19 protein-coding genes and 1 pseudogene are annotated in these 20,932 nt (G+C 69.9%); 18 read left to right on the forward strand and 2 right to left on the reverse strand.

Annotation, left to right across the window (positions count from 1 at the left end; translation table 11 throughout):
• Positions 1–82: 82 nt before the first annotated feature.
• The 16 genes and pseudogenes from pgsA (at position 83) to ACIRA5_RS27885 (ending at position 16,426) form a co-directional block, all read left to right on the forward strand.
• On the forward strand, positions 83–805 hold the full coding sequence (gene pgsA, locus ACIRA5_RS27810) for a phosphatidylinositol phosphate synthase (protein WP_075027572.1): 723 nt from the start codon (positions 83–85) through the stop codon (positions 803–805).
• The gene (locus ACIRA5_RS27815; protein ID WP_403694845.1) at positions 802–1,791 is read left to right on the forward strand and encodes a phosphatidylinositol mannoside acyltransferase; all 990 of its coding nucleotides are present in this window, start codon (positions 802–804) and stop codon (positions 1,789–1,791) included. Before pgsA ends, ACIRA5_RS27815 begins: the two co-directional genes overlap by 4 nt.
• Positions 1,788–2,948, forward strand: a complete 1,161-nt coding sequence (locus tag ACIRA5_RS27820; RefSeq protein ID WP_403694848.1) for a glycosyltransferase family 4 protein — start codon at positions 1,788–1,790, stop codon at positions 2,946–2,948. The genes ACIRA5_RS27815 and ACIRA5_RS27820 overlap by 4 nt, the downstream gene beginning before the upstream one ends.
• A 178-nt stretch (positions 2,949–3,126) precedes the next feature.
• Positions 3,127–3,516, forward strand: a pseudogene (locus ACIRA5_RS27825) (formylglycine-generating enzyme family protein); the annotation flags it as partial.
• A 25-nt stretch (positions 3,517–3,541) separates the two neighbouring features.
• Positions 3,542–4,087, forward strand: a complete 546-nt coding sequence (locus tag ACIRA5_RS27830) for a hypothetical protein (RefSeq protein WP_054233941.1) — start codon at positions 3,542–3,544, stop codon at positions 4,085–4,087.
• A gap of 335 nt (positions 4,088–4,422) precedes the next feature.
• Complete coding sequence (pdxS, locus tag ACIRA5_RS27835) at positions 4,423–5,346, forward strand: pyridoxal 5'-phosphate synthase lyase subunit PdxS (protein ID WP_351436056.1); 924 nt, start codon at positions 4,423–4,425, stop codon at positions 5,344–5,346.
• Positions 5,347–5,385: 39 nt separating this feature from the next.
• A complete protein-coding gene (gene pdxT, locus ACIRA5_RS27840; RefSeq protein WP_352047918.1) occupies positions 5,386–5,994 on the forward strand; it encodes a pyridoxal 5'-phosphate synthase glutaminase subunit PdxT in 609 nt (202 codons plus the stop codon).
• Positions 5,995–6,068: 74 nt separating this feature from the next.
• Positions 6,069–6,821, forward strand: a complete 753-nt coding sequence (locus ACIRA5_RS27845; protein ID WP_403694851.1) for a YebC/PmpR family DNA-binding transcriptional regulator — start codon at positions 6,069–6,071, stop codon at positions 6,819–6,821.
• A 201-nt stretch (positions 6,822–7,022) separates the two neighbouring features.
• Positions 7,023–7,604, forward strand: coding sequence for a crossover junction endodeoxyribonuclease RuvC (ruvC, locus tag ACIRA5_RS27850; RefSeq protein ID WP_403695162.1), 582 nt, complete (start codon positions 7,023–7,025; stop codon positions 7,602–7,604).
• Positions 7,601–8,209 (forward strand): Holliday junction branch migration protein RuvA, encoded by a 609-nt coding sequence (gene ruvA / locus ACIRA5_RS27855; RefSeq protein WP_351308624.1) that lies wholly within the window; start codon positions 7,601–7,603, stop codon positions 8,207–8,209. The genes ruvC and ruvA overlap by 4 nt, the downstream gene beginning before the upstream one ends.
• A 120-nt stretch (positions 8,210–8,329) precedes the next feature.
• On the forward strand, positions 8,330–9,400 hold the full coding sequence (gene ruvB / locus ACIRA5_RS27860) for a Holliday junction branch migration DNA helicase RuvB (RefSeq protein WP_351308621.1): 1,071 nt from the start codon (positions 8,330–8,332) through the stop codon (positions 9,398–9,400).
• A 163-nt stretch (positions 9,401–9,563) separates the two neighbouring features.
• Positions 9,564–10,076: a preprotein translocase subunit YajC gene (gene yajC, locus ACIRA5_RS27865; protein ID WP_403694853.1), complete on the forward strand. Its 513-nt coding sequence runs from the start codon at positions 9,564–9,566 to the stop codon at positions 10,074–10,076.
• A 139-nt stretch (positions 10,077–10,215) separates the two neighbouring features.
• Entirely contained in the window at positions 10,216–11,997 is a 1,782-nt protein-coding gene (secD, locus tag ACIRA5_RS27870; RefSeq protein ID WP_403694855.1) for a protein translocase subunit SecD, read from the forward strand.
• Position 11,998: 1 nt separating this feature from the next.
• Positions 11,999–13,114: a protein translocase subunit SecF gene (gene secF / locus ACIRA5_RS27875; protein WP_352047914.1), complete on the forward strand. Its 1,116-nt coding sequence runs from the start codon at positions 11,999–12,001 to the stop codon at positions 13,112–13,114.
• A complete protein-coding gene (locus ACIRA5_RS27880) occupies positions 13,111–13,659 on the forward strand; it encodes an adenine phosphoribosyltransferase (protein WP_403694857.1) in 549 nt (182 codons plus the stop codon). The genes secF and ACIRA5_RS27880 overlap by 4 nt, the downstream gene beginning before the upstream one ends.
• 229 nt (positions 13,660–13,888) lie before the next feature.
• On the forward strand, positions 13,889–16,426 hold the full coding sequence (locus ACIRA5_RS27885; protein ID WP_403694859.1) for a RelA/SpoT family protein: 2,538 nt from the start codon (positions 13,889–13,891) through the stop codon (positions 16,424–16,426).
• A gap of 110 nt (positions 16,427–16,536) precedes the next feature.
• Here ACIRA5_RS27885 and ACIRA5_RS27890 read toward each other — a convergent pair whose 3' ends face one another.
• The gene (locus tag ACIRA5_RS27890; RefSeq protein WP_403694861.1) at positions 16,537–17,766 is read right to left on the reverse strand and encodes a DUF349 domain-containing protein; all 1,230 of its coding nucleotides are present in this window, start codon (positions 17,764–17,766) and stop codon (positions 16,537–16,539) included.
• Positions 17,767–17,901: 135 nt separating this feature from the next.
• Positions 17,902–18,723 carry a peptidylprolyl isomerase gene (locus ACIRA5_RS27895; protein ID WP_352047910.1) on the reverse strand — a complete coding sequence of 274 codons (822 nt, stop codon included), beginning with the start codon at positions 18,721–18,723 and terminating at the stop codon, positions 17,902–17,904.
• A 180-nt stretch (positions 18,724–18,903) separates the two neighbouring features.
• Between ACIRA5_RS27895 and ACIRA5_RS27900 the strand changes: the two genes are divergently transcribed.
• Together ACIRA5_RS27900 and hisS are read left to right on the forward strand one after the other, a co-directional pair.
• A complete protein-coding gene (locus tag ACIRA5_RS27900; RefSeq protein ID WP_352047909.1) occupies positions 18,904–19,629 on the forward strand; it encodes an MBL fold metallo-hydrolase in 726 nt (241 codons plus the stop codon).
• Between the two features lie 12 nt (positions 19,630–19,641).
• Positions 19,642–20,904: a histidine--tRNA ligase gene (hisS, locus tag ACIRA5_RS27905; RefSeq protein WP_075027560.1), complete on the forward strand. Its 1,263-nt coding sequence runs from the start codon at positions 19,642–19,644 to the stop codon at positions 20,902–20,904.
• Positions 20,905–20,932 lie beyond the last annotated feature (28 nt).

The following is a 20,932-nucleotide window of genomic DNA, read 5'->3' on the forward strand; positions in this document are numbered from 1 at the left end:
ATCCCGCCGTGACATCGATGGCATCCCACCGTGACACGGGGTGCGGGTGCCCGGCCGTCGCACAAGCGCGCGCGTGGCTACGATGGGCCAGCCGGTGGCCAGCAGGGGCCGCGCGGCGACACCGACCCTCGGGAAGGCCATGCTGAACAAGTACGCGCGTGCATTCTTCACGCGTGTCCTCACACCGTTCGCCGCGTTTCTCATCCGTCGGGGGGTAAGCCCCGACACGGTCACCCTTCTGGGTACGGCCGGAGTCATGGCGGGCGCGCTGGTCTTCTACCCCCGGGGGGAGTTCTTCTGGGGCACGATCGTCATCACGCTCTTCGTCTTCTCCGACCTGGTCGACGGAAACATGGCGCGCCAGCTCGGCCGCTCCAGCCGCTGGGGCGCCTTCCTGGACTCCACGCTCGACCGGGTCGCCGACGGCGCGATCTTCGGCGGTTTCGCGCTCTGGTACGCCGGCAGCGGCGACAACAACGCCCTGTGCGCCGTCTCGATCTTCTGCCTGGCCAGCGGCCAGGTGGTCTCGTACACCAAGGCCCGTGGCGAGTCGATCGGCCTGCCCGTCGCCGTGAACGGCCTGGTCGAGCGTGCCGAGCGCCTGGTGATCTCCCTGGTCGCGGCGGGCCTCGCGGGGCTGCACAAGTTCGGGGTGCCCGGCATCCAGTGGCTGCTGCCCGTCGCGCTGTGGATCGTCGCCGTCGGCAGCCTGGTCACGCTGATCCAGCGCGTCGTCACGGTGCGCCGGGAGTCCGCGGAGGCGGACGCCGCGGCCGCGGCGCAGAACAGCGGGGCCACGTCGTGACCAGTCTCCAGGAGAGGCTGGTGGACGGGGCGTACGCGCTCGGCTGGAGCACCGTCAAGAAGCTTCCGGAGCCGGTCGCGGTGCGCCTGGGCCGCACGATCGCGGACATCGCCTGGAAACGGCGCGGCAAGGGCGTACAACGGCTGGAGAGCAACTACGCGCGTGTGCTGCCCGACGCGACCCCTGAGCGGCTCGCCGAGCTCTCCCGGGCGGGCATGCGCTCGTACCTGCGCTACTGGATGGAGTCCTTCCGCCTCCCCGCCTGGAGCAAGGAGCGCGTGCGGACGGGCTTCGACTGCAAGGACGTGCACCATCTGACGGACGGGCTCGCCTCCGACCAGGGCGTCATCCTGGCCCTGCCGCACATGGGCAACTGGGACCTCGCCGGTGCCTGGGTCACCACCAAGCTGGAGACCCCGTTCACGACCGTCGCCGAGCGCCTCAAGCCGGAGTCGCTGTACGACCGTTTCGTCGCCTATCGCGAGGGCCTCGGCATGGAGGTCCTGCCGCACAGCGGCGGCACCGCGTTCGGCACGCTGGCCCGACGGCTGCGGGACGGCGGACTGATCTGCCTGGTCGCCGAGCGTGATCTGTCGGCCTCGGGCGTCGAGGTGGAGTTCTTCGGCGAGACGACCCGGATGCCCGCAGGCCCGGCGCTGCTCGCCCAGCAGACCGGAGCCGTCCTGCTGCCGGTCACGCTCTGGTACGACGACTCACCCGTGATGCAGGGCCGTGTGCATCCCCCCGTCGAGGTCCCCGAGACAGGCACCCGGGCCGAGAAGACGTCTGTCATGACACAGGCGCTGGCCGACGCCTTCGCCACGGGTATCGCCGAACATCCGGAGGACTGGCACATGCTGCAGCGCTTGTGGCTCAAGGACCTCGATCCCGGGAAGGATCCTGGCAACAGGGATTCTGACAGCGGAAATCCTGACAACAAGGATCCTGACCATGCCCAGCAGGGTTCCGAGAAGAGGACTCCGTGAGGATCGGCATCGTCTGCCCCTACTCCTGGGACGTGCCGGGCGGCGTCCAGTTCCACATTCGTGACCTGGCCGAACACCTCATCCGCCGCGGGCACGAGGTCTCCGTGCTCGCCCCCGCGGACGACGAGACACCGCTGCCGCCGTACGTCGTCTCGGCGGGCCGCGCGGTCCCGGTGCCCTACAACGGCTCCGTGGCGCGCCTGAACTTCGGCTTCCTGTCGGCGGCCCGGGTGCGGCGCTGGCTGCACGAAGGCACCTTCGACGTGATCCACATCCACGAGCCGGCCTCGCCCTCGCTCGGCCTGCTCGCGTGCTGGGCCGCGCAGGGCCCCATCGTCGCCACCTTCCACACCTCCAACCCGCGCTCCCGGGCCATGGTCGCCGCGTACTCGATCCTCCAGGCGGCCCTGGAGAAGATCAGCGCGCGGATCGCGGTGAGCGAGTACGCCCGCCGCACCCTCGTCGAGCACCTGGGCGGCGACGCGGTCGTCATCCCGAACGGCGTCGACGTCGACTTCTTCGCGCGCGCCAAGCCCAAGCCCGAGTGGCAGGGCGACACCCTCGGCTTCATCGGCCGCATCGATGAGCCCCGCAAGGGCCTGCCCGTCCTCATGAAGGCCCTGCCCAAGATCCTCGCCGAGCGTCCGGGGACCCGGCTCCTGGTCGCCGGACGCGGTGACGAGGAGGAGGCAGTCGAGTCCCTGCCCGCCGAGATGCGCTCGCGCGTCGAGTTCCTCGGCATGGTCAGCGACGAGGACAAGGCCCGCTTCCTGCGCAGCGTCGACGTGTACGTGGCGCCCAACACCGGCGGCGAGAGCTTCGGCATCATCCTCGTGGAGGCGATGTCGGCGGGCGCGCCGGTGCTGGCCTCCGACCTCGACGCCTTCGCGCAGGTCCTTGACCAGGGCGCGGCCGGTGAACTCTTCGCCAACGAGGACGCGGACGACCTGGCCGCCGCGGCCCTGCGCCTGCTCGGCGACCCCGAGCGCCGGGCCGAACTCCGCGCGCGGGGCAGCGCCCACGTACGGCGCTTCGACTGGTCGACCGTCGGCGCGGACATCCTGTCCGTCTACGAGACGGTGACGGACGGTGCGGCGGCGGTCGCCGCGGACGAACGGACGGGGCTGCGGGCGAGGTTCGGACTGGCCCGGGACTGAGCGTGCGGGACACGTCGACGCCGGGCGGGGGAGGGGCGTGCCGCGCACCCGCGCGCGGGGAGGCCGGTTCGCTTTTCCCACTCTCCGTACCGGTACCGCTCCCCGGCGGGCGCGCGGGCGATCCTCCTCGGCCTCCTCGTCCCCGGCCCGCGCCCGACGGTGCCGCCGTCACACTGCCGGGCGGCGAGTTCCGCATGGGCGACGCCTTCGACGAGGCGGCCAGGAGCGCATGAACACCTGGCAGGGCGACTTCCCCCGGGTCAGCACTCGCCCCGGCGGCCGTACCGGAACCGTCCAGGTGGACTCCTACGAGCCCAACGGCTTCGGCCTGTACAACACTTCGGGCAACGTGTGGGAGTGGTGCGCGGGCGCCTTCACCGCGCCCTGCGGGACCTCGGCCGAGACCTCGGCGACGGACCCCGGCGGGCGGGTCATCCGCGGGGGCTCGTACCTGTGCCACGCCTCGTACTGCAACCGCTACCGGGTGGCCGCCCGGTCGAAGAACACCCCCGACTCCTCCACCGGACACGGCGGTTTCCGTTGCGCCTGGGACATGGGGGAGGGGTGAGCACACCCGGGTAGCCTTGCCGCCCGTGACCGCAACCCTCATCTGGATCCTCGTCGGCCTCGTCGCGATCGGCCTCTACCTGAGCTGGACCGCGGGGCGTCTCGACCGGCTGCACGCCCGGATCGACGCCGCCCGTGCCGCGCTCGACGCGCAGTTGTTGCGCCGTGCCTCGGTCGCCCAGGAGCTGGCGACCTCCGGGGTGCTCGATCCCGCCGCCTCGATCGTGCTCTACGAGGCCGCGCACGCCGCGCGGCAGGCGGAGGAGGAGCAGCGCGAGGTGGCCGAGAGCGACCTCAGCCAGGCCCTGCGGGCCGTCTTCGGAGAGGTGCAGCAGGTGGAGGCGGTGCGGGAGGCGCCTGGTGGGGACGCGGCGGCGACCGAGCTGGCGCAGGCGGTGCGGCGGGTGCCGATGGCCCGGCGGTTCCACAACGACGCGGTACGTGCCGCCCGCGCTCTTCGTCGCCACCGCAAGGTCCGCTGGTTCCGCCTCGCCGGCCATGCGCCCTTCCCCATGGCCTTCGAAATGGACGACGAGCCTCCCACCGCGCTGGCGGACCGCCCCACGACCTGAGGACGGGGTGGCTTTCGGCCGCGGGCGGGCGTTGCTCCGGGGCTGCCGGCCGGTGGGGCGGGCCGCGCGGTTCCCCGCACCCCTCGGGCGGAGCTGCGGCCTGAATCCCCGCCCGCCCGTTGTCTTTTCGCCGACGGCCGGTGGGGGCTGGTCGCGCAGTTCCCCGCGCCCCTCAAGGCGCTGCGGGGGTCTGGGGCGGAGCCCCCAGGGACGGGTCGGGCAGGGGCGGCGGGGCGAAAAGGATCCACCGGCTCCCCATTGGCCCTTGCTGTGGACTGGTCCACTCACGTTTCCTCGGTGCTGCAGAAACCCTCTTTCACCGAGTGAGGTCACCCGTGTCCAGCACGCTCTCCAACACCGCCCAGCCCGCCGAGAACCCCGCAACCGGCACCGCCCGCGTCAAGCGCGGAATGGCCGAGCAGCTCAAGGGCGGCGTGATCATGGACGTGGTCAACGCCGAGCAGGCGAAGATCGCCGAGGACGCCGGCGCCGTGGCCGTCATGGCCCTGGAGCGGGTGCCCGCCGACATCCGCAAGGACGGCGGCGTGGCCCGTATGTCGGACCCGAACATGATCGAGGAGATCATCGACGCGGTCTCCATCCCCGTCATGGCCAAGTCCCGCATCGGCCACTTCGTCGAGGCCCAGGTCCTCCAGTCCCTCGGTGTCGACTACATCGACGAGTCCGAGGTCCTCACCCCGGCCGACGAGGTCAACCACTCCGACAAGTGGGCCTTCACGACCCCCTTCGTCTGCGGTGCGACCAACCTGGGCGAGGCCCTGCGCCGCATCGCCGAGGGCGCCGCCATGATCCGCTCCAAGGGCGAGGCAGGCACCGGCAACGTCGTCGAGGCCGTCCGTCACCTGCGCCAGATCAAGAACGAGATCGCCCGTCTGCGCGGCTTCGACAACAACGAGCTGTACGCCGCCGCCAAGGACCTGCGCGCCCCGTACGAGCTGGTCAAGGAGGTCGCCGAGCTCGGCAAGCTCCCGGTCGTGCTGTTCTCCGCCGGTGGTGTGGCCACCCCCGCCGACGCCGCGCTCATGCGCCAGCTCGGCGCCGAGGGCGTCTTCGTGGGCTCCGGCATCTTCAAGTCCGGCGACCCGGCCAAGCGCGCCGCCGCCATCGTGAAGGCGACCACCTTCTACGACGACCCGAAGATCATCGCGGACGCTTCCCGCAACCTGGGCGAGGCCATGGTCGGCATCAACTGCGACACCCTCCCCGAGACCGAGCGCTACGCCAACCGCGGCTGGTAAGAGACCGGACCGACGAGACCGGACAAAGGCATCACGTACATGACTGACGCACCTGTCATAGGCGTCCTGGCACTCCAGGGCGACGTACGGGAGCACCTCATCGCCCTGGCCGCGGCCGACGCCGTGGCCAGGCCGGTGCGGCGTCCCGAGGAGCTCGCCGAGGTGGACGGCCTGGTCATCCCCGGCGGCGAGTCCACCACCATCTCCAAGCTGGCCGTCCTGTTCGGATTGATGGAGCCCCTCCGCGCGCGCGTGCGCTCAGGCATGCCCGTCTACGGCACCTGCGCGGGCATGATCATGCTCGCCGACAAGATCCTCGACCCGCGCTCGGGCCAGGAGACGATCGGCGGCATCGACATGATTGTGCGCCGCAACGCCTTCGGACGTCAGAACGAGTCCTTCGAAGCGGCGGTCGACGTCCGGGGCGTCGAGGGCGATCCTGTAGAGGGCGTCTTCATCCGCGCCCCCTGGGTCGAGTCCGTGGGAGCCGCGGCCGAAGTGCTCGCCGAGCACGAGGGTCACATCGTCGCCGTACGTCAGGGCACCGCGCTCGCCACGTCGTTCCACCCGGAACTGACCGGCGACCACCGCGTGCACGGCCTGTTCGTCGACATGGTGCGCGCGAACCGGATACCGGAATCCTTGTAGGATCTGGGGGTCCCCCAGATGCTCAAGGTCTGGGGGAGTTCGTACAGGATGGGTTACGCGAAGGAGACAGGCAGATGTCCGGCCACTCTAAATGGGCTACGACGAAGCACAAGAAGGCCGTGATCGACGCCAAGCGCGGCAAGCTCTTCGCGAAGATGATCAAGAATATCGAGGTCGCGGCCCGCACCGGTGGCGCCGACCCGGGCGGCAACCCGACGCTGTTCGACGCCATTCAGAAGGCCAAGAAGAGCTCGGTCCCGAACAAGAACATCGACTCCGCGGTCAAGCGCGGCGCCGGTCTCGAGGCCGGTGGCGCCGACTACGAGACGATCATGTACGAGGGTTACGGGCCGAACGGTGTCGCGGTGCTCATCGAGTGCCTCACCGACAACCGCAACCGCGCCGCCTCGGACGTCCGCGTCGCCATGACGCGCAACGGCGGCAACATGGCCGACCCGGGCTCCGTCTCGTACCTCTTCAACCGCAAGGGCGTCGTCATCGTCCCCAAGGGTGAGCTGACCGAGGACGACGTCCTGGGTGCCGTGCTCGACGCGGGCGCCGAAGAGGTCAACGACCTCGGCGAGTCCTTCGAGGTCATCTCCGAGGCCACCGACATGGTCGCGGTCCGCACGGCCCTCCAGGACGCCGGCGTCGACTACGACTCCGCCGAGGCCAACTTCGTCCCGACCATGCAGGTCGAGCTCGACGAAGAGGGCGCCCGGAAGATCTTCAAGCTGATCGACGCCCTGGAGGACAGCGACGACGTGCAGAACGTCTTCGCCAACTTCGACGTGAGCGACGACGTGATGGCCAAGGTCGACGCCTGAGCTGCCAAGGATTCACTTCGGCGGGCCCGCGGGACACGTCCTGCCGGCCCGCCGTCGTTGTCAGTGGCAGCGGTTAGCCTGTCGAGGACGGATGATGATCGCAGTCCATCGGACCGCAATCATCACTTGAGGAACCACGACGGCGATCAGCCACTTCTGCTGGAGCGGCGGCGGCTCAGCCGAAAAAAGGGGGGGTTCGGGGTGCGGGTGCTCGGCGTTGACCCGGGACTGACCCGATGCGGTGTCGGGGTGGTCGAAGGAGTCGCGGGCCGACCCCTGACCATGCGCGGCGTCGGGGTCGTACGCACTCCGACGGACGCCGAGTTGGGCCTGCGCCTCGTCGCCATCGAACAGGGCATCGAGCACTGGCTCGACGAGTACGAGCCCGAAGTCGTCGCTGTGGAGCGGGTGTTCAGCCAGCACAACGTGCGGACGGTGATGGGCACGGCCCAGGCCAGCGCCGTCGCCATGCTCTGCGCCGCCCGCCGCGGCCTGACGGTCGCTCTGCACACCCCGAGCGAGGTCAAGGCCGCCGTCACCGGCAGCGGACGCGCGGACAAGGCCCAGGTGGGTGCCATGGTCACCAGGCTGCTCAGGCTCGACGCGCCGCCCAAGCCCGCCGACGCGGCGGACGCCCTCGCCCTCGCCATCTGTCACATCTGGCGTGCCCCCGCGCAGAACCGGCTCCAGCAGGCCGTCGCGCAGAACCGGCTCCAGCAAGCCGCCGCCCTGCACGCGTCGAAACCCGCATCGCACCACGCTTCGAAAGGCCGTACCGCATGATCGCCTTCGTCAGCGGCCCGGTCGCCGCCCTCGCCCCGGACTCCGCGGTCGTCGAGGTCGGCGGCATCGGCATCGCCGTCCAGTGCTCGCCCAACACGCTCTCCGGGCTCCGGATGGGACAGCAGACCAAGCTCGCCACCTCCCTCGTCGTGCGCGAGGACTCCCTGACGCTGTACGGCTTCGCCGACGACGACGAGCGCGGAACCTTCGAGCTGCTCCAGACCGCCAGCGGTGTCGGCCCCCGTCTCGCGCAGGCCATGCTCGCCACGCACTCGCCCGACGCCCTGCGCCGCGCGATCGCCACCGGTGACGAGAAGACGCTCACGGCCGTACCCGGCATCGGCAAGCGGGGAGCCCAGAAGCTCCTGCTCGAGCTCAAGGACCGGCTCGGCGAGCCCCTCGGCACGAGCACCGGCATCGGCGCCCCGGTCAGCACCGGCTGGCGCGACCAGCTGCACGCCGCGCTGATCGGCCTCGGGTACGCCACGCGCGAGGCCGACGAGGCCGTCTCCGCCGTCGCCCCGCAGGCCGAGGCCGCCGAGGGCACACCCCAGGTGGGCCGGCTGCTCAAGGCCGCCCTCCAGACCCTCAACCGCGCCCGCTGAGCCAGCGGCCCCCCGACCACCAGACCGCGAGGCACACATGCACGCTGTGTCTTCCCGGGGAGCGCCCCCGGACCCCCGGCCGGACGACACAGCCGGCATGCCACGGCTAGGAGAACTTCAGTGAACTGGGACCACACGACCGACGAGAGCGACGCCGAGCGGCTCGTCGGCGCGTCCGCCGACCGTGAGGACCAGGCGGTCGAGGCGGCCCTGCGCCCCAAGGACCTGGACGAGTTCATCGGCCAGGAGAAGGTCCGCGAGCAGCTCGACCTCGTCCTGCGCGCCGCCCGCGCGCGCGGCGCCACCGCCGATCACGTGCTGCTCTCCGGCGCCCCCGGCCTCGGCAAGACCACCCTCTCGATGATCATCGCCGCCGAGATGGGCGCCCCCATCCGCATCACCAGCGGCCCCGCCATCCAGCACGCCGGTGACCTGGCGGCGATCCTCTCCTCGCTCCAGGAGGGCGAGGTGCTGTTCCTCGACGAGATCCACCGCATGTCCCGGCCCGCCGAGGAGATGCTCTACATGGCGATGGAGGACTTCCGCGTCGACGTGATCGTCGGCAAGGGCCCCGGCGCCACCGCGATCCCACTGGAGCTGCCGCCGTTCACGCTGGTCGGCGCCACCACGCGCGCCGGTCTGCTGCCGCCCCCGCTGCGCGACCGCTTCGGCTTCACCGCGCACATGGAGTTCTACGAGCCCGCGGAGCTCCAGCGCGTCATCCACCGTTCCGCGCATCTCCTCGACGTGGAGATCGGCTCGGAAGGCGCCGCCGAGATCGCGGGGCGCTCCCGTGGTACGCCCCGTATCGCCAACCGTCTGCTGCGCCGCGTCCGGGACTACGCGCAGGTCAAGGCGGACGGGATCATCACGCGCGAGATCGCCGCGGCCGCGCTCAAGGTCTACGAGGTCGACGCCCGTGGCCTCGACCGGCTCGACCGCGGTGTTCTGGAGGCCCTGCTCAAGCTGTTCGGCGGCGGCCCGGTCGGTCTGTCCACGCTCGCGGTCGCGGTGGGGGAGGAGCGTGAGACCGTCGAGGAGGTCGCCGAGCCCTTCCTCGTACGGGAGGGACTGCTCGCCCGTACACCGCGCGGCCGGGTGGCGACCCCGGCCGCATGGGCCCATCTCGGTCTGACGCCGCCGCGCCAGTCCACGGGGGGAAACGGACAAGGGGACCTGTTCGGGGCGTGACGGCGTGCGCACTCGCGGGGTCAGGAACCCCGGTGCCATGCTGAGCGTTGTTCCCTGAGTGCGGACTCGCTTAGACTCCGCCGATGCCGCCCTTGTCGACGGCATACATACCCCCATCCAGCAGGCCGCTCACCATCGCGGTCGAAGAAGGAAGTTCCGTCCCGTGAGTCTCGTGACCCTCCTCCCGTTCATCGTGCTCATCGGGGCCATGTTCCTGATGACCCGGTCGGCCAAGAAGAAGCAGCAGTCGGCGGCTTCCATGCGCAATGAGATGCAGCCCGGCTCCGGCGTGCGCACGATCGGTGGCATGTACGCCACTGTCAAGGAGGTCAACGAGGACTCGGTCCTCCTTGACGCCGGCCCGGGCGTCGACCTGCTGTTTGCGAAGAACGCGATCGGCGCCGTGCTCACCGACGACGAGTACAACCGCATCGTCCACGGCATCGAGCACGACCTGGACGCGGACGGGTCGGTCGTTCCCGACGACGCCTCCTCCCTCACCGAGACCGACGAGCCCGCCGCCGACGCCTCTTCCGACGCCTCCGACGACAAGCCCATCGACCTCGGCAAGAAGGACGTGGCCGCCGAGCCGTCCGACAAGCCCGCCGAGGCGAAGGCCGACGAGGCCGACGAAGCAGAGCCGAAGAAGACCGACGGCGAGTCCGACGCGAAGTAGTCACGCCCCGGGGACGCGGCGCGATCCGCTTGCGCTCCGCACCTCCGGGACCTGCGTTTTCGCACGGAATCCCGACACCATGTCATGGCCGCCCCCGCGCTGACCCCGCGCACGGCGGCCCGAGAGGGAGAACGAGAAGGTGGCAGCACCGAAGAAGGGCCGGAGCGCGAGCGCCCAGAGCAGGCCGGGGCGCTCGCTGGCCTTCATCCTGATCGCCATCGCGGCGCTCACGGGGGGGATGTTCCTCTCCGGGCATCCCACCCCGCGTCTCGGCATCGACCTCGCCGGCGGCACGAGCATCACGCTCACGGCGAAGAACGAGCCGGGCCAGCCGAACGCGATCAACAAGACCAACATGAACACCGCGGTCGACATCATGAACCGCCGTGTCAACGGTCTCGGCGTTTCTGAGGCCGAGGTGCAGACCCAGGGATCCGACAACATCATTGTCAACATCCCCAAGGGCACGAACTCCAAGGAGGCCCGGGACCAGGTCGGCACCACCGCCAAGCTCTACTTCCGTCCGGTCCTGGCCACCGAGGTCTCCGGTTCGGCCGCGACGGCCAGCCCGTCGCCCAGCGCCTCGAGCAGTTCCTCCTCGAAGGCCACGGACAAGGCCACCGACAAGGCGACTTCGTCGAGCTCCGCGAGCCCGACGTCCTCCACCACTTCTCAGGGCCGTGCCGTCACCGACGCCCTGAAGGCGGACTCCACGCCGTCCGCGAGCAGCTCCGCGAGCTCCTCGGCCAGCCCCTCGGCCTCCTCCAGCGCCTCGCCGTCGGCGACCAGCAGCGCGAGCGCCAGTGCCGCGGCCTCCAAGCTCGAGGCTCAGTACACGGCGCTCAACTGTGCGGACAAGGAGCAGCGCGCCAAGGCCGGCGAAGGCTCCAAGGCCACCGACCCCACCGTGGCCTGCGGCAAGAACTCCTCGGGCCAGTGGCAGAAGTACGTCCTCGGTCCCGCCGAGGTCTCGGGCACGGACATCAAGAGCGCCTCGGCCGTCTTCGACACCCAGAGCGCGGCGGGCTGGAAGGTCACCATGGAGTTCACCTCCGGTGGCTCCAAGAAGTTCGCCGACATCACCGGCAAGCTCGCGAAGAACCAGTCCCCGCAGAACCAGTTCGCGATCGTCCTCGACGGTGATGTTGTCTCCGACCCGTTCGTCCAGCAGGCGCTGACCGGCGGCAACGCGGAGATCTCCGGCAGCTTCGACCAGACCGAGGCGCAGAGCCTGGCGAACATGCTGAAGTACGGCGCGCTGCCGCTGACCTTCAAGGAGTCGAGCGTCACCACGGTGACGGCCGCACTCGGCGGCGAGCAGCTGCACGCCGGTCTGATCGCGGGCGCCATCGGCCTCGGCCTGGTCGTGATCTACCTGGTGGTCTACTACCGGGGCCTGTCGATCATCGCCATCCCCTCCCTGCTGGTCTCGGGTGCCCTCACGTACGTGATCATGGCGCTCCTCGGCCCCACCATCGGCTTCGCGCTGAACCTGCCTGCGGTCTGTGGTGCGATCGTCGCGATCGGAATCACAGCGGACTCGTTCATCGTGTTCTTCGAACGCATCCGGGACGAGATCCGCGAGGGCCGCTCCCTGCGCCCGGCCGTCGAGCGTGCCTGGCCGCGCGCCCGGCGCACCATCCTGGTCTCCGACTTCGTGTCGTTCCTCGCCGCCGCGGTGCTCTTCATCGTCACCGTCGGCAAGGTCCAGGGCTTCGCGTTCACACTCGGTCTGACCACGGTGCTCGACGTGGTCGTCGTGTTCTTCTTCACCAAGCCGCTGATGACGCTCCTCGCCCGCCGAAAGTTCTACGCGAGCGGCCACAAGTGGTCCGGCCTCGACCCCAAGGCCCTGGGCGCCAAACCACCGCTGCGCCGTACGCGCCGTCCCTCCGCCCCCGTCGACCCGAAGGAGGCGTGAGATGTCGAAACTCGGCACCCTCGGCGCCCGGCTCCACCGCGGCGAGATCGGCTACGACTTCGTCGGCAAGCGCAAGATCTGGTACGGCATCTCGATCCTGATCACCATCACGGCCATCCTCGGCCTGACGGTGCGCGGCCTGAACATGGGCATCGAGTTCCAGGGCGGGGCCGTCTTCACCACCGGGAAGACCAGCGTCTCGGTGGCGCAGGCCGAGACCTACGCGCAGGACTCGTCCGGCCACGACGCGGTCGTCCAGAAGCTCGGCAACGGCGGACTGCGCATCCAGGTCGCCGGCATCGACACGGACAAGTCCGACAAGATCAAGGACGACCTCGCCAAGGACCTGAACGTCAACGCGGAGTCGATCAACGCGGACCTGGTCGGCCCCAGCTGGGGTGACCAGATCGCCAACAAGGCCTGGGAGGGCCTGGCGATCTTCATGGTCCTCGTCGTGATCTACCTGGCGATCGCGTTCGAGTGGCGCATGGCCGTGGCCGCGCTCGTGGCCCTGATCCACGACATCACGATCACGGTCGGCATCTACGCCCTGGTCGGCTTCGAGGTCACCCCGGGCACCGTGATCGGTCTGCTCACCATCCTCGGTTACTCGCTCTACGACACGGTCGTCGTCTTCGACAGCCTCAAGGAGCAGACGAAGGACATCACCAAGCAGACCCGCTACACGTACAGCGAGATCGCCGACCGCTCGATCAACGGCACCCTGGTCCGTTCGATCAACACCACGGTGGTCGCGCTGCTGCCGGTCGCCGGCCTGCTGTTCATCGGTGGCGGTGTCCTCGGCGCGGGCATGCTCAACGACATCTCGCTGTCGCTGTTCGTCGGCCTCGCGGCCGGTGCGTACTCCTCGATCTTCATCGCCACGCCGCTCGTCGCCGACCTCAAGGAGCGCGAGCCGCAGATGAAGGCCCTCAGGAAGCGCGTCCTCGCCAAGCGGGCGCAGGCCGCCGCCAAGGGCGAGCCCCTGGAGACCGAGGTCTCCGACGTGATGCTGGACGACGAGCCGGAGGACGACGGGCCCATGGTCGTCGGCCCGCGCAATCAGCCCGCGTCCCGCAACCGCGGTCGCGGCCGACCCTCGGGGAAGCGCCGATGACCGAGCTCACGGACATCACGACGCTGCTGCTCAGCCGTATCCGCGACGTGGTCGACTACCCGGAGCCGGGTGTGATGTTCAAGGACATCACCCCGCTCCTGGCGGACCCGGCGGCCTTCACGGCGCTCACCGACGCTCTGGCGGAGATCGCCGTGCGCGCCGAGGCCACGAAGATCGTCGGTCTGGAGGCCCGTGGGTTCATCCTCGGCGCCCCGGTCGCCGTCCGCGCCGGGATCGGCTTCATCCCCGTGCGCAAGGCGGGCAAGCTCCCCGGAGCGACCCTGTCGCAGGCGTACGACCTGGAGTACGGCTCGGCCGAGATCGAGGTGCACGCCGAGGACCTGAGCGCGGCCGACCGCGTCCTGGTCGTCGACGACGTCCTCGCCACCGGCGGCACCGCCGAGGCCTCGCTCCAGCTCATCCGCCGGGCGGGCGCCGAGGTCGCGGGCGTCGCCGTGCTGATGGAGCTCGGGTTCCTCGGCGGCCGCGGCCGTCTGGAGCCGGCTCTCGCGGGCGCTCCGCTGGAGGCGCTCCTCAAGGTCTGAGGGCCGCGTTCGCGACACCTGGGGGAAACCCCCGGGCAAGGCCTGGAAAGGCCCTGAGACACCCGTAGGACACCGTGGAGGCGGGCCCGGAGGAATCCGGAGCCCGCCTCTCGCGTTCCTCCTGTACGAGGTCGCCCCAGCGGCCGAAAGCGAGCCCGGCGCCCAGGATCGCTACCATGGGGTTTCCGGAGCCTGACCGGGGGACCCGGAACGCGCACGAGGAGCCCTCTTGCCAGACGAGGCCCAGCCACTCACCGCCGCCAAGCCCGAGCCTGCCTCGGCCCCCGCGGCGACGCCCGCCAAGAACGCCACGAGCGGGCCGGTCGAGCACGCCCAGGCGGCGCCCGACGGCAAGGCGGCAGAGCAGCCACGCCCCAAGCCGGCCCCTTCCGAGCGCCCCGCGAAGACGCCGGCGGTCCGTTCCGCGGCCGCCCCGTCCGGCCGCCCCAGCTCCTCATCCAACCGCGTCCGCGCCCGCCTGGCCCGGCTCGGCGTGCAGCGCTCGAACCCGTACAACCCGGTGCTGGAGCCGCTGCTGCGGATAGTGCGCAGCAACGACCCGAAGATCGAGACGTCGACGCTGCGACAGATCGAGAAGGCCTACCAGGTCGCCGAGCGCTGGCACCGCGGTCAGAAGCGCAAGAGCGGCGACCCGTACATCACGCACCCGCTCGCCGTCACGACGATCCTCGCTGAACTGGGCATGGACCCCGCCACGCTGATGGCCGGTCTCCTGCACGACACCGTCGAGGACACCGAGTACGGCCTGGACACGCTCAAGCGCGACTTCGGCGACCAGGTCGCCCTGCTCGTCGACGGCGTCACCAAGCTCGACAAGGTCAAGTTCGGTGAGGCCGCGCAGGCCGAGACCGTCCGCAAGATGGTCGTCGCCATGGCCAAGGACCCCCGCGTCCTGGTCATCAAGCTCGCCGACCGCCTGCACAACATGCGCACCATGCGCTACCTCAAGCGCGAGAAGCAGGAGAAGAAGGCGCGCGAGACCCTGGAGATCTACGCGCCGCTCGCCCACCGCCTGGGCATGAACACCATCAAGTGGGAGCTGGAGGACCTCGCGTTCGCGATCCTCTACCCCAAGATGTACGACGAGATCGTGCGGCTGGTCGCCGAGCGCGCCCCCAAGCGCGACGAATACCTCGCCATAGTGACCGACGAGGTCCAGGCCGACCTGCGCGCCGCCCGCATCAAGGCGACGGTCACCGGCCGCCCGAAGCACTACTACTCCGTCTACCAGAAGATGATCGTGCGAGGCCGTGACTTCGCGGAGATCTACGACCTGGTGGGCATCCGCGTCCTCGTGGACACCGTCCGCGACTGCTACGCGGCCCTCGGCACCGTGCACGCGCGATGGAACCCGGTCCCCGGCCGGTTCAAGGACTACATCGCGATGCCCAAGTTCAACATGTACCAGTCGCTGCACACGACGGTCATCGGGCCCAACGGCAAGCCGGTCGAACTCCAGATCCGCACGTTCGACATGCACCGCCGTGCCGAGTACGGCATCGCCGCGCACTGGAAGTACAAGCAGGAGACCGTCGCCGGTTCCTCCAAGATCCGTACGGACGTCCCCCGGGCGGCCAAGGGCAGCGCGGGGCAGGACACCGTCAACGACATGGCGTGGCTGCGCCAGTTGCTCGACTGGCAGAAGGAGACCGAGGACCCGAGCGAGTTCCTGGAGTCCCTGCGCTTCGACCTGTCCCGCAACGAGGTCTTCGTCTTCACGCCCAAGGGTGACGTCATAGCGCTCCCGGCCGGCGCGACACCGGTGGACTTCGCGTACGCGGTCCACACGGAGGTCGGCCACCGGACGATAGGCGCACGAGTCAACGGACGCCTCGTCCCGCTCGAATCCACCCTGGACAACGGCGACTTGGTGGAGGTCTTCACCTCCAAGGCGGCCGGTGCGGGCCCCTCCCGCGACTGGCTGGGCTTCGTGAAGTCCCCGCGCGCCCGCAACAAGATCCGCGCCTGGTTCTCCAAGGAGCGCCGCGACGAGGCGATCGAGCAGGGCAAGGACGCCATCGCCCGGGCGATGCGCAAGCAGAACCTGCCGATCCAGCGCATCCTCACCGGCGACTCCCTGGTCACCCTCGCGCACGAGATGCGCTACCCCGACATCTCCTCGCTGTACGCGGCGATCGGCGAGGGCCATGTCACCGCGCAGAGCGTCGTGCAGAAGCTGGTGCAGGCCCTCGGCGGCGAGGAGGCGGCCACCGAGGAGATCGACGAGAGCGTTCCGCCCGCGCGCGGGCGTGGCCGCAAGCGCCGCTCCAACGCCGACCCGGGTGTCGTCGTCAAGGGCGTCGACGACGTGTGGGTCAAGCTCGCCCGCTGTTGTACGCCCGTCCCGGGCGACCCGATCATCGGCTTCGTGACCCGCGGCAGCGGCGTGTCGGTGCACCGCAGCGACTGCGTCAACGTCGACTCGCTTTCCCGCGAGCCGGAGCGCATCCTCGAGGTCGAGTGGGCGCCCACCCAGTCCTCGGTCTTCCTGGTGGCCATCCAGGTCGAGGCCCTGGACCGCTCCCGGCTCCTGTCGGACGTCACCCGCGTCCTGTCCGACCAGCACGTCAACATCCTGTCCGCGGCCGTCCAGACCTCCCGCGACCGCGTCGCCACCTCTCGCTTCACCTTCGAGATGGGCGACCCCAAGCACCTGGGACACGTCCTGAAGGCGGTCAGGGGCGTGGAGGGCGTGTACGACGTGTACCGGGTGACCTCGGCGCGCAGGCCCTCCGACGGGTCCTGAGGTCCGAGGCCCGGACGCCGTCGACGGGCCACTACGTAGAGGGGCTCCCGTACGCACCGTACGGGAGCCCCTCTACGTAGTGGCGGGAAAACCCAGCCGCCTCGGCAGCCTCAGCCGCCGAACTCCTGGAGACCCTTCAACGCCTGGTCCAGCAGCGCCTGACGGCCCTCGAGCTCCTTCTGGAGTTTGTCGGCCCGCGAAGCGTTGTCCGCGGCGCGCGCCGTCTCGATCTGGCCCTGGAGCTTGTCCACGGCGGCCTGCAGCTGACCGGTCAGACCCTCGGCACGCGCGCGTGCCTCCGGGTTGGTCCGGCGCCACTCGGCCTCCTCGGACTCCTGCAGGGCCCGCTCCACCGCGTGCATCCGGCCCTCGACCTTCGGGCGGGCGTCGCGGGGCACGTGGCCGATGGCCTCCCAGCGCTCGTTGATGGAACGGAAGGCGGCGCGGGCGGCCTTCAGGTCCTGCACCGGGACGAGCTTCTCGGCCTCCTCGGCCAGCTCCTCCTTGAGTTTCAGGTTCTCCGACTGCTCGGCGTCCCGCTCGGCGAAGACCGAGCTGCGCGCCGCGAAGAACACGTCCTGGGCGCCGCGGAAGCGGTTCCACAGGTCGTCCTCGTGCTCACGCTGCGCGCGGCCCGCGGCCTTCCAGTCCGCCATCAGCTCGCGGTAACGCGCCGCCGTCGGACCCCAGTCCGTGGAGGCGGACAGCGACTCGGCCTCCGCGACCAGCTTCTCCTTGAGCTTGCGGGCGTCCTCGCGCTGCGCGTCCAGCGAGGCGAAGTGCGCCTTGCGGCGCTTGGAGAACGCCGAGCGCGCGTGCGAGAAGCGGTGCCACAGCTCGTCGTCCGACTTGCGGTCGAGTCGCGGCAGCCCCTTCCAGGTGTCCACCAGGGAGCGCAGCCGCTCACCGGCCGCCCGCCACTGGTCGCTCTGCGCCAGCTCCTCCGCCTCGACGACCAGCGCTTCCTTGGCGTGCCGCGCCTCGTCGGACTGTTTCGCACGCTGGACCTTGCGCTCCTCACGGCGCGCGTCGACCGTCTCGACGAGCTTGTCCAGCCGCTTCTTCAGCGCCTCCAGATCGCCGACCGCGTGGTGGGCGACCACCTGTTCGCGAATATGGTCGATCGCGATCTGGGCGTCCTTCGCCGACAGGTCGGTGGTTTTCACTCGTCGCTCGAGGAGGCCGATCTCGACAACCAGGCCTTCGTACTTGCGCTCGAAGTAGGCCAGCGCCTCATCAGGGGAGCCGGCCTGCCAGGAACCGACGACCTGCTCGCCGTCGGCCGTACGCACGTACACGGTCCCCGTCTCGTCGACGCGGCCCCACGGGTCGCTGCTCACAGCGCCTCCTCCACATGATGCCTGCAAGGGGCTTCAGCGCCCCCGGGCATCGTCCACAGTTTCGTCACGGCCAACATAGGCGACCAGCCCGGCGGCTGTCCGCATCCAGCACGACCGAAATTTCGCAGTTGACGGTCAGGATTTCGTCACGGTCAGTTTGTTGATCACGACCGTCGCGTTGGGCGCCCCGTCGCCCTGGCCTGTGCTCTCTCCGGCCGCGGCGATCTTCTTGAGGACCGTGAGGCCGGACTTGGAAATAGTTCCGAACGGTGTGTAGCTGGCCGGTAGCTGACTGTCCTGGTACACCAGGAAGAACTGGCTGCCACCGGTGTGCTTCTGGCCCGTGTTGGCCATCGCGATCGTGCCCGCCGGGTAGATGCCGCCCTTGAGGCTGGTGTCCTTCAGGTTCTCGTCCGGGATCGTGTACCCGGGACCGCCGCTGCCGGTGCCCTTCGGGTCACCGCACTGGAGCACGTAGATGCCGTTCGTGGTGAGCCGGTGGCACTTGGTGTGGTCGAAGAACCCCTTGCCCGCGAGGAAGTCGAACGAGTTCACCGTGTGCGGGGCCGCGGCCGTCTTCAGCGCGACGTCTATGTCGCCGCAGGTCGTCGCCAGCTTCATCGTGTAGCCCGCCGACTTGTCGATGGCCATCGCCGGCTCCGTCTTCCAGCTCAGCGACTTCACCGCGCCTTCGGCGGGCTTGGCGCACGGGTCCGGCGCCTTGCTGGTCGGGGAGGCGCTCGGCGTGACCTCCGCGCCCGCGTTGGCCTTCTTGTCGTCGTTCTTGAAGAGCCCGGTCGCGTACGACACCACACCGCCGACGACGACCACGCCGAGGACCGACGCGACCACCGTATTGCGCATGTGTGACTTGCGCCGCGCGGCCGTACGCCGCTGCTGCTGCCGCAAGAACTTCTCCCGGGCGAGCTGACGCCGCCGCTGTTCCTGGGTGACCACCGGGTTATCTCCTCATGCGTCTCGTACGTCAAGTGGGACGCGTGCGTCTTGTGAGCCGACCGCCTGCGTGTGCCCCGTACCGTATATGGGTTAGCTGAGGAATCGGCAGCGCCGGTAGGCTCTGATCCACAGCCACCCACCCCGTACGGCATCACGCGTACGCCACCACGAAGGACGATCGTGCTCATTGCCGGGTTCCCCGCCGGGGCCTGGGGCACCAACTGTTACCTGGTCGCCCCCGCCGCCGGTGAGGAGTGCGTGATCATCGACCCGGGCCACCAGGCCGCCCAGGGAGTCGAGGACGCACTCAAGAAGCATCGGCTCAAGCCCGTCGCCGTCGTCCTCACCCACGGCCACATCGACCATGTGGCCTCGGTCGTGCCCGTCTGCGGTGCCCACGACGTACCGGCCTGGATCCACCCCGACGACCGGTACATGATGAGCGACCCGGAGCGGGCGCTCGGCCGGTCCATCGGCATGCCGCTGATGGGCGAGCTGACCGTGGGGGAGCCGGACGACGTGCGGACGCTCACCGACGGCACGCGGCTGGAGCTGGCCGGTCTGGAGCTGTCCGTCGCGCACGCGCCCGGCCATACGAAGGGGTCGGTGACCTTCCAGATGCCCGAAGCCCGTGACGGAACGGACATTCCGTCGGTCTTCTTCTCGGGCGATCTGCTCTTCGCCGGCTCCATCGGACGCACCGACCTGCCCGGCGGTGACATGGACGAGATGCTCGGCTCGCTGGCCCGTGTGTGCCTGCCGCTCGACGACTCGACCGTGGTGCTGTCCGGCCACGGCCCCCAGACGACCATCGGCCAGGAGCGCGCCACCAACCCGTATCTGCGGCAGGTGGCGGCGGACCGCCAAGGGCGCGGCGCCGAACCCGCTCCCCGACGAGGAATGTGACGAGAGACTTTCGTGAGCACCTTCAAGGCCCCCAAGGGCACGTACGACCTGATCCCGCCGGAGAGCGCCAAGTACCTCGCCGTGCGCGAGGCGATCGCCGCGCCGCTGCGCAACTCCGGCTACGGCTACATCGAGACGCCCGGCTTCGAGAACGTCGAGCTCTTCGCGCGCGGTGTCGGTGAGTCCACCGACATCGTGACCAAGGAGATGTACGCCTTCGAGACCAAGGGCGGCGACCAGCTCGCCCTGCGCCCCGAGGGCACGGCCTCCGTACTGCGCGCCGCGCTGGAGGCCAACCTGCACAAGGCCGGCAACCTCCCCGTCAAGCTCTGGTACTCGGGCTCCTACTACCGCTACGAGCGTCCCCAGAAGGGCCGTTACCGCCACTTCTCGCAGGTCGGCGCCGAGGCGATCGGTGCGGAGGATCCGGCGCTCGACGCCGAGCTGATCATCCTGGCGGACCAGGCGTACCGGTCCCTTGGGCTGCGGGACTTCCGCATCCTGCTGAACTCCCTGGGCGACCAGGAGTGCCGTCCGGTGTACCGGGCGGCACTGCAGGACTTCCTGCGCGGCCTCGACCTGGACGAGGACACGCTGCGCCGCGCCGAGATCAACCCCCTCCGGGTCCTCGACGACAAGCGCGACGACGTGCAGAAGCAGCTGGTGGGCGCGCCGTTGCTCCGTGACTACCTCTGCGACGCGTGCAAGGCGTACCACGAGGAGGTGCGCGAGCTGATCACGGAGGCGGGGGTCGCCTTCGAGGACGACCCCAAGCTGGTGCGCGGCCTGGACTACTACACGCGGACCACCTTCGAGTTCGTCCACGACGGTCTGGGCTCCCAGTCCGCGGTGGGCGGCGGCGGGCGCTACGACGGGCTGTCGGAGATGATCGGCGGTCCCGCACTGCCTTCGGTGGGCTGGGCGCTCGGTGTCGACCGCACGGTGCTCGCCCTGGAGGCGGAGGGTGTCTCGCTCGAACTCCCCGCGGCCACGAGCGTGTTCGCCGTTCCGCTCGGTGAGGAGGCCCGTCGGGTGCTCTTCGCCAAGATGACCGAGCTGCGCAAGCTCGGTATCGCCGCCGACTTCTCCTACGGGTCCAAGGGGCTCAAGGGGGCGATGAAGAACGCGAACCGGTCGGGGGCGCGGTACGCGATCGTCGCCGGTGAGCGGGATCTCGCCGAGGGTGTGGTGCAGCTCAAGGACATGGAGTCCGGTGAGCAGGTGGCGGTCGGGGTGAACGAGATCGTGGCGGAGCTCGAGACGCGCCTGGGCTGAGGACCGGGTCCTCGGCCGCGGGCGGCGG

The sequence above is a fragment of the Streptomyces sp. NPDC096311 genome (assembly GCF_044763085.1).
Lineage (GTDB): Bacteria > Actinomycetota > Actinomycetes > Streptomycetales > Streptomycetaceae > Streptomyces.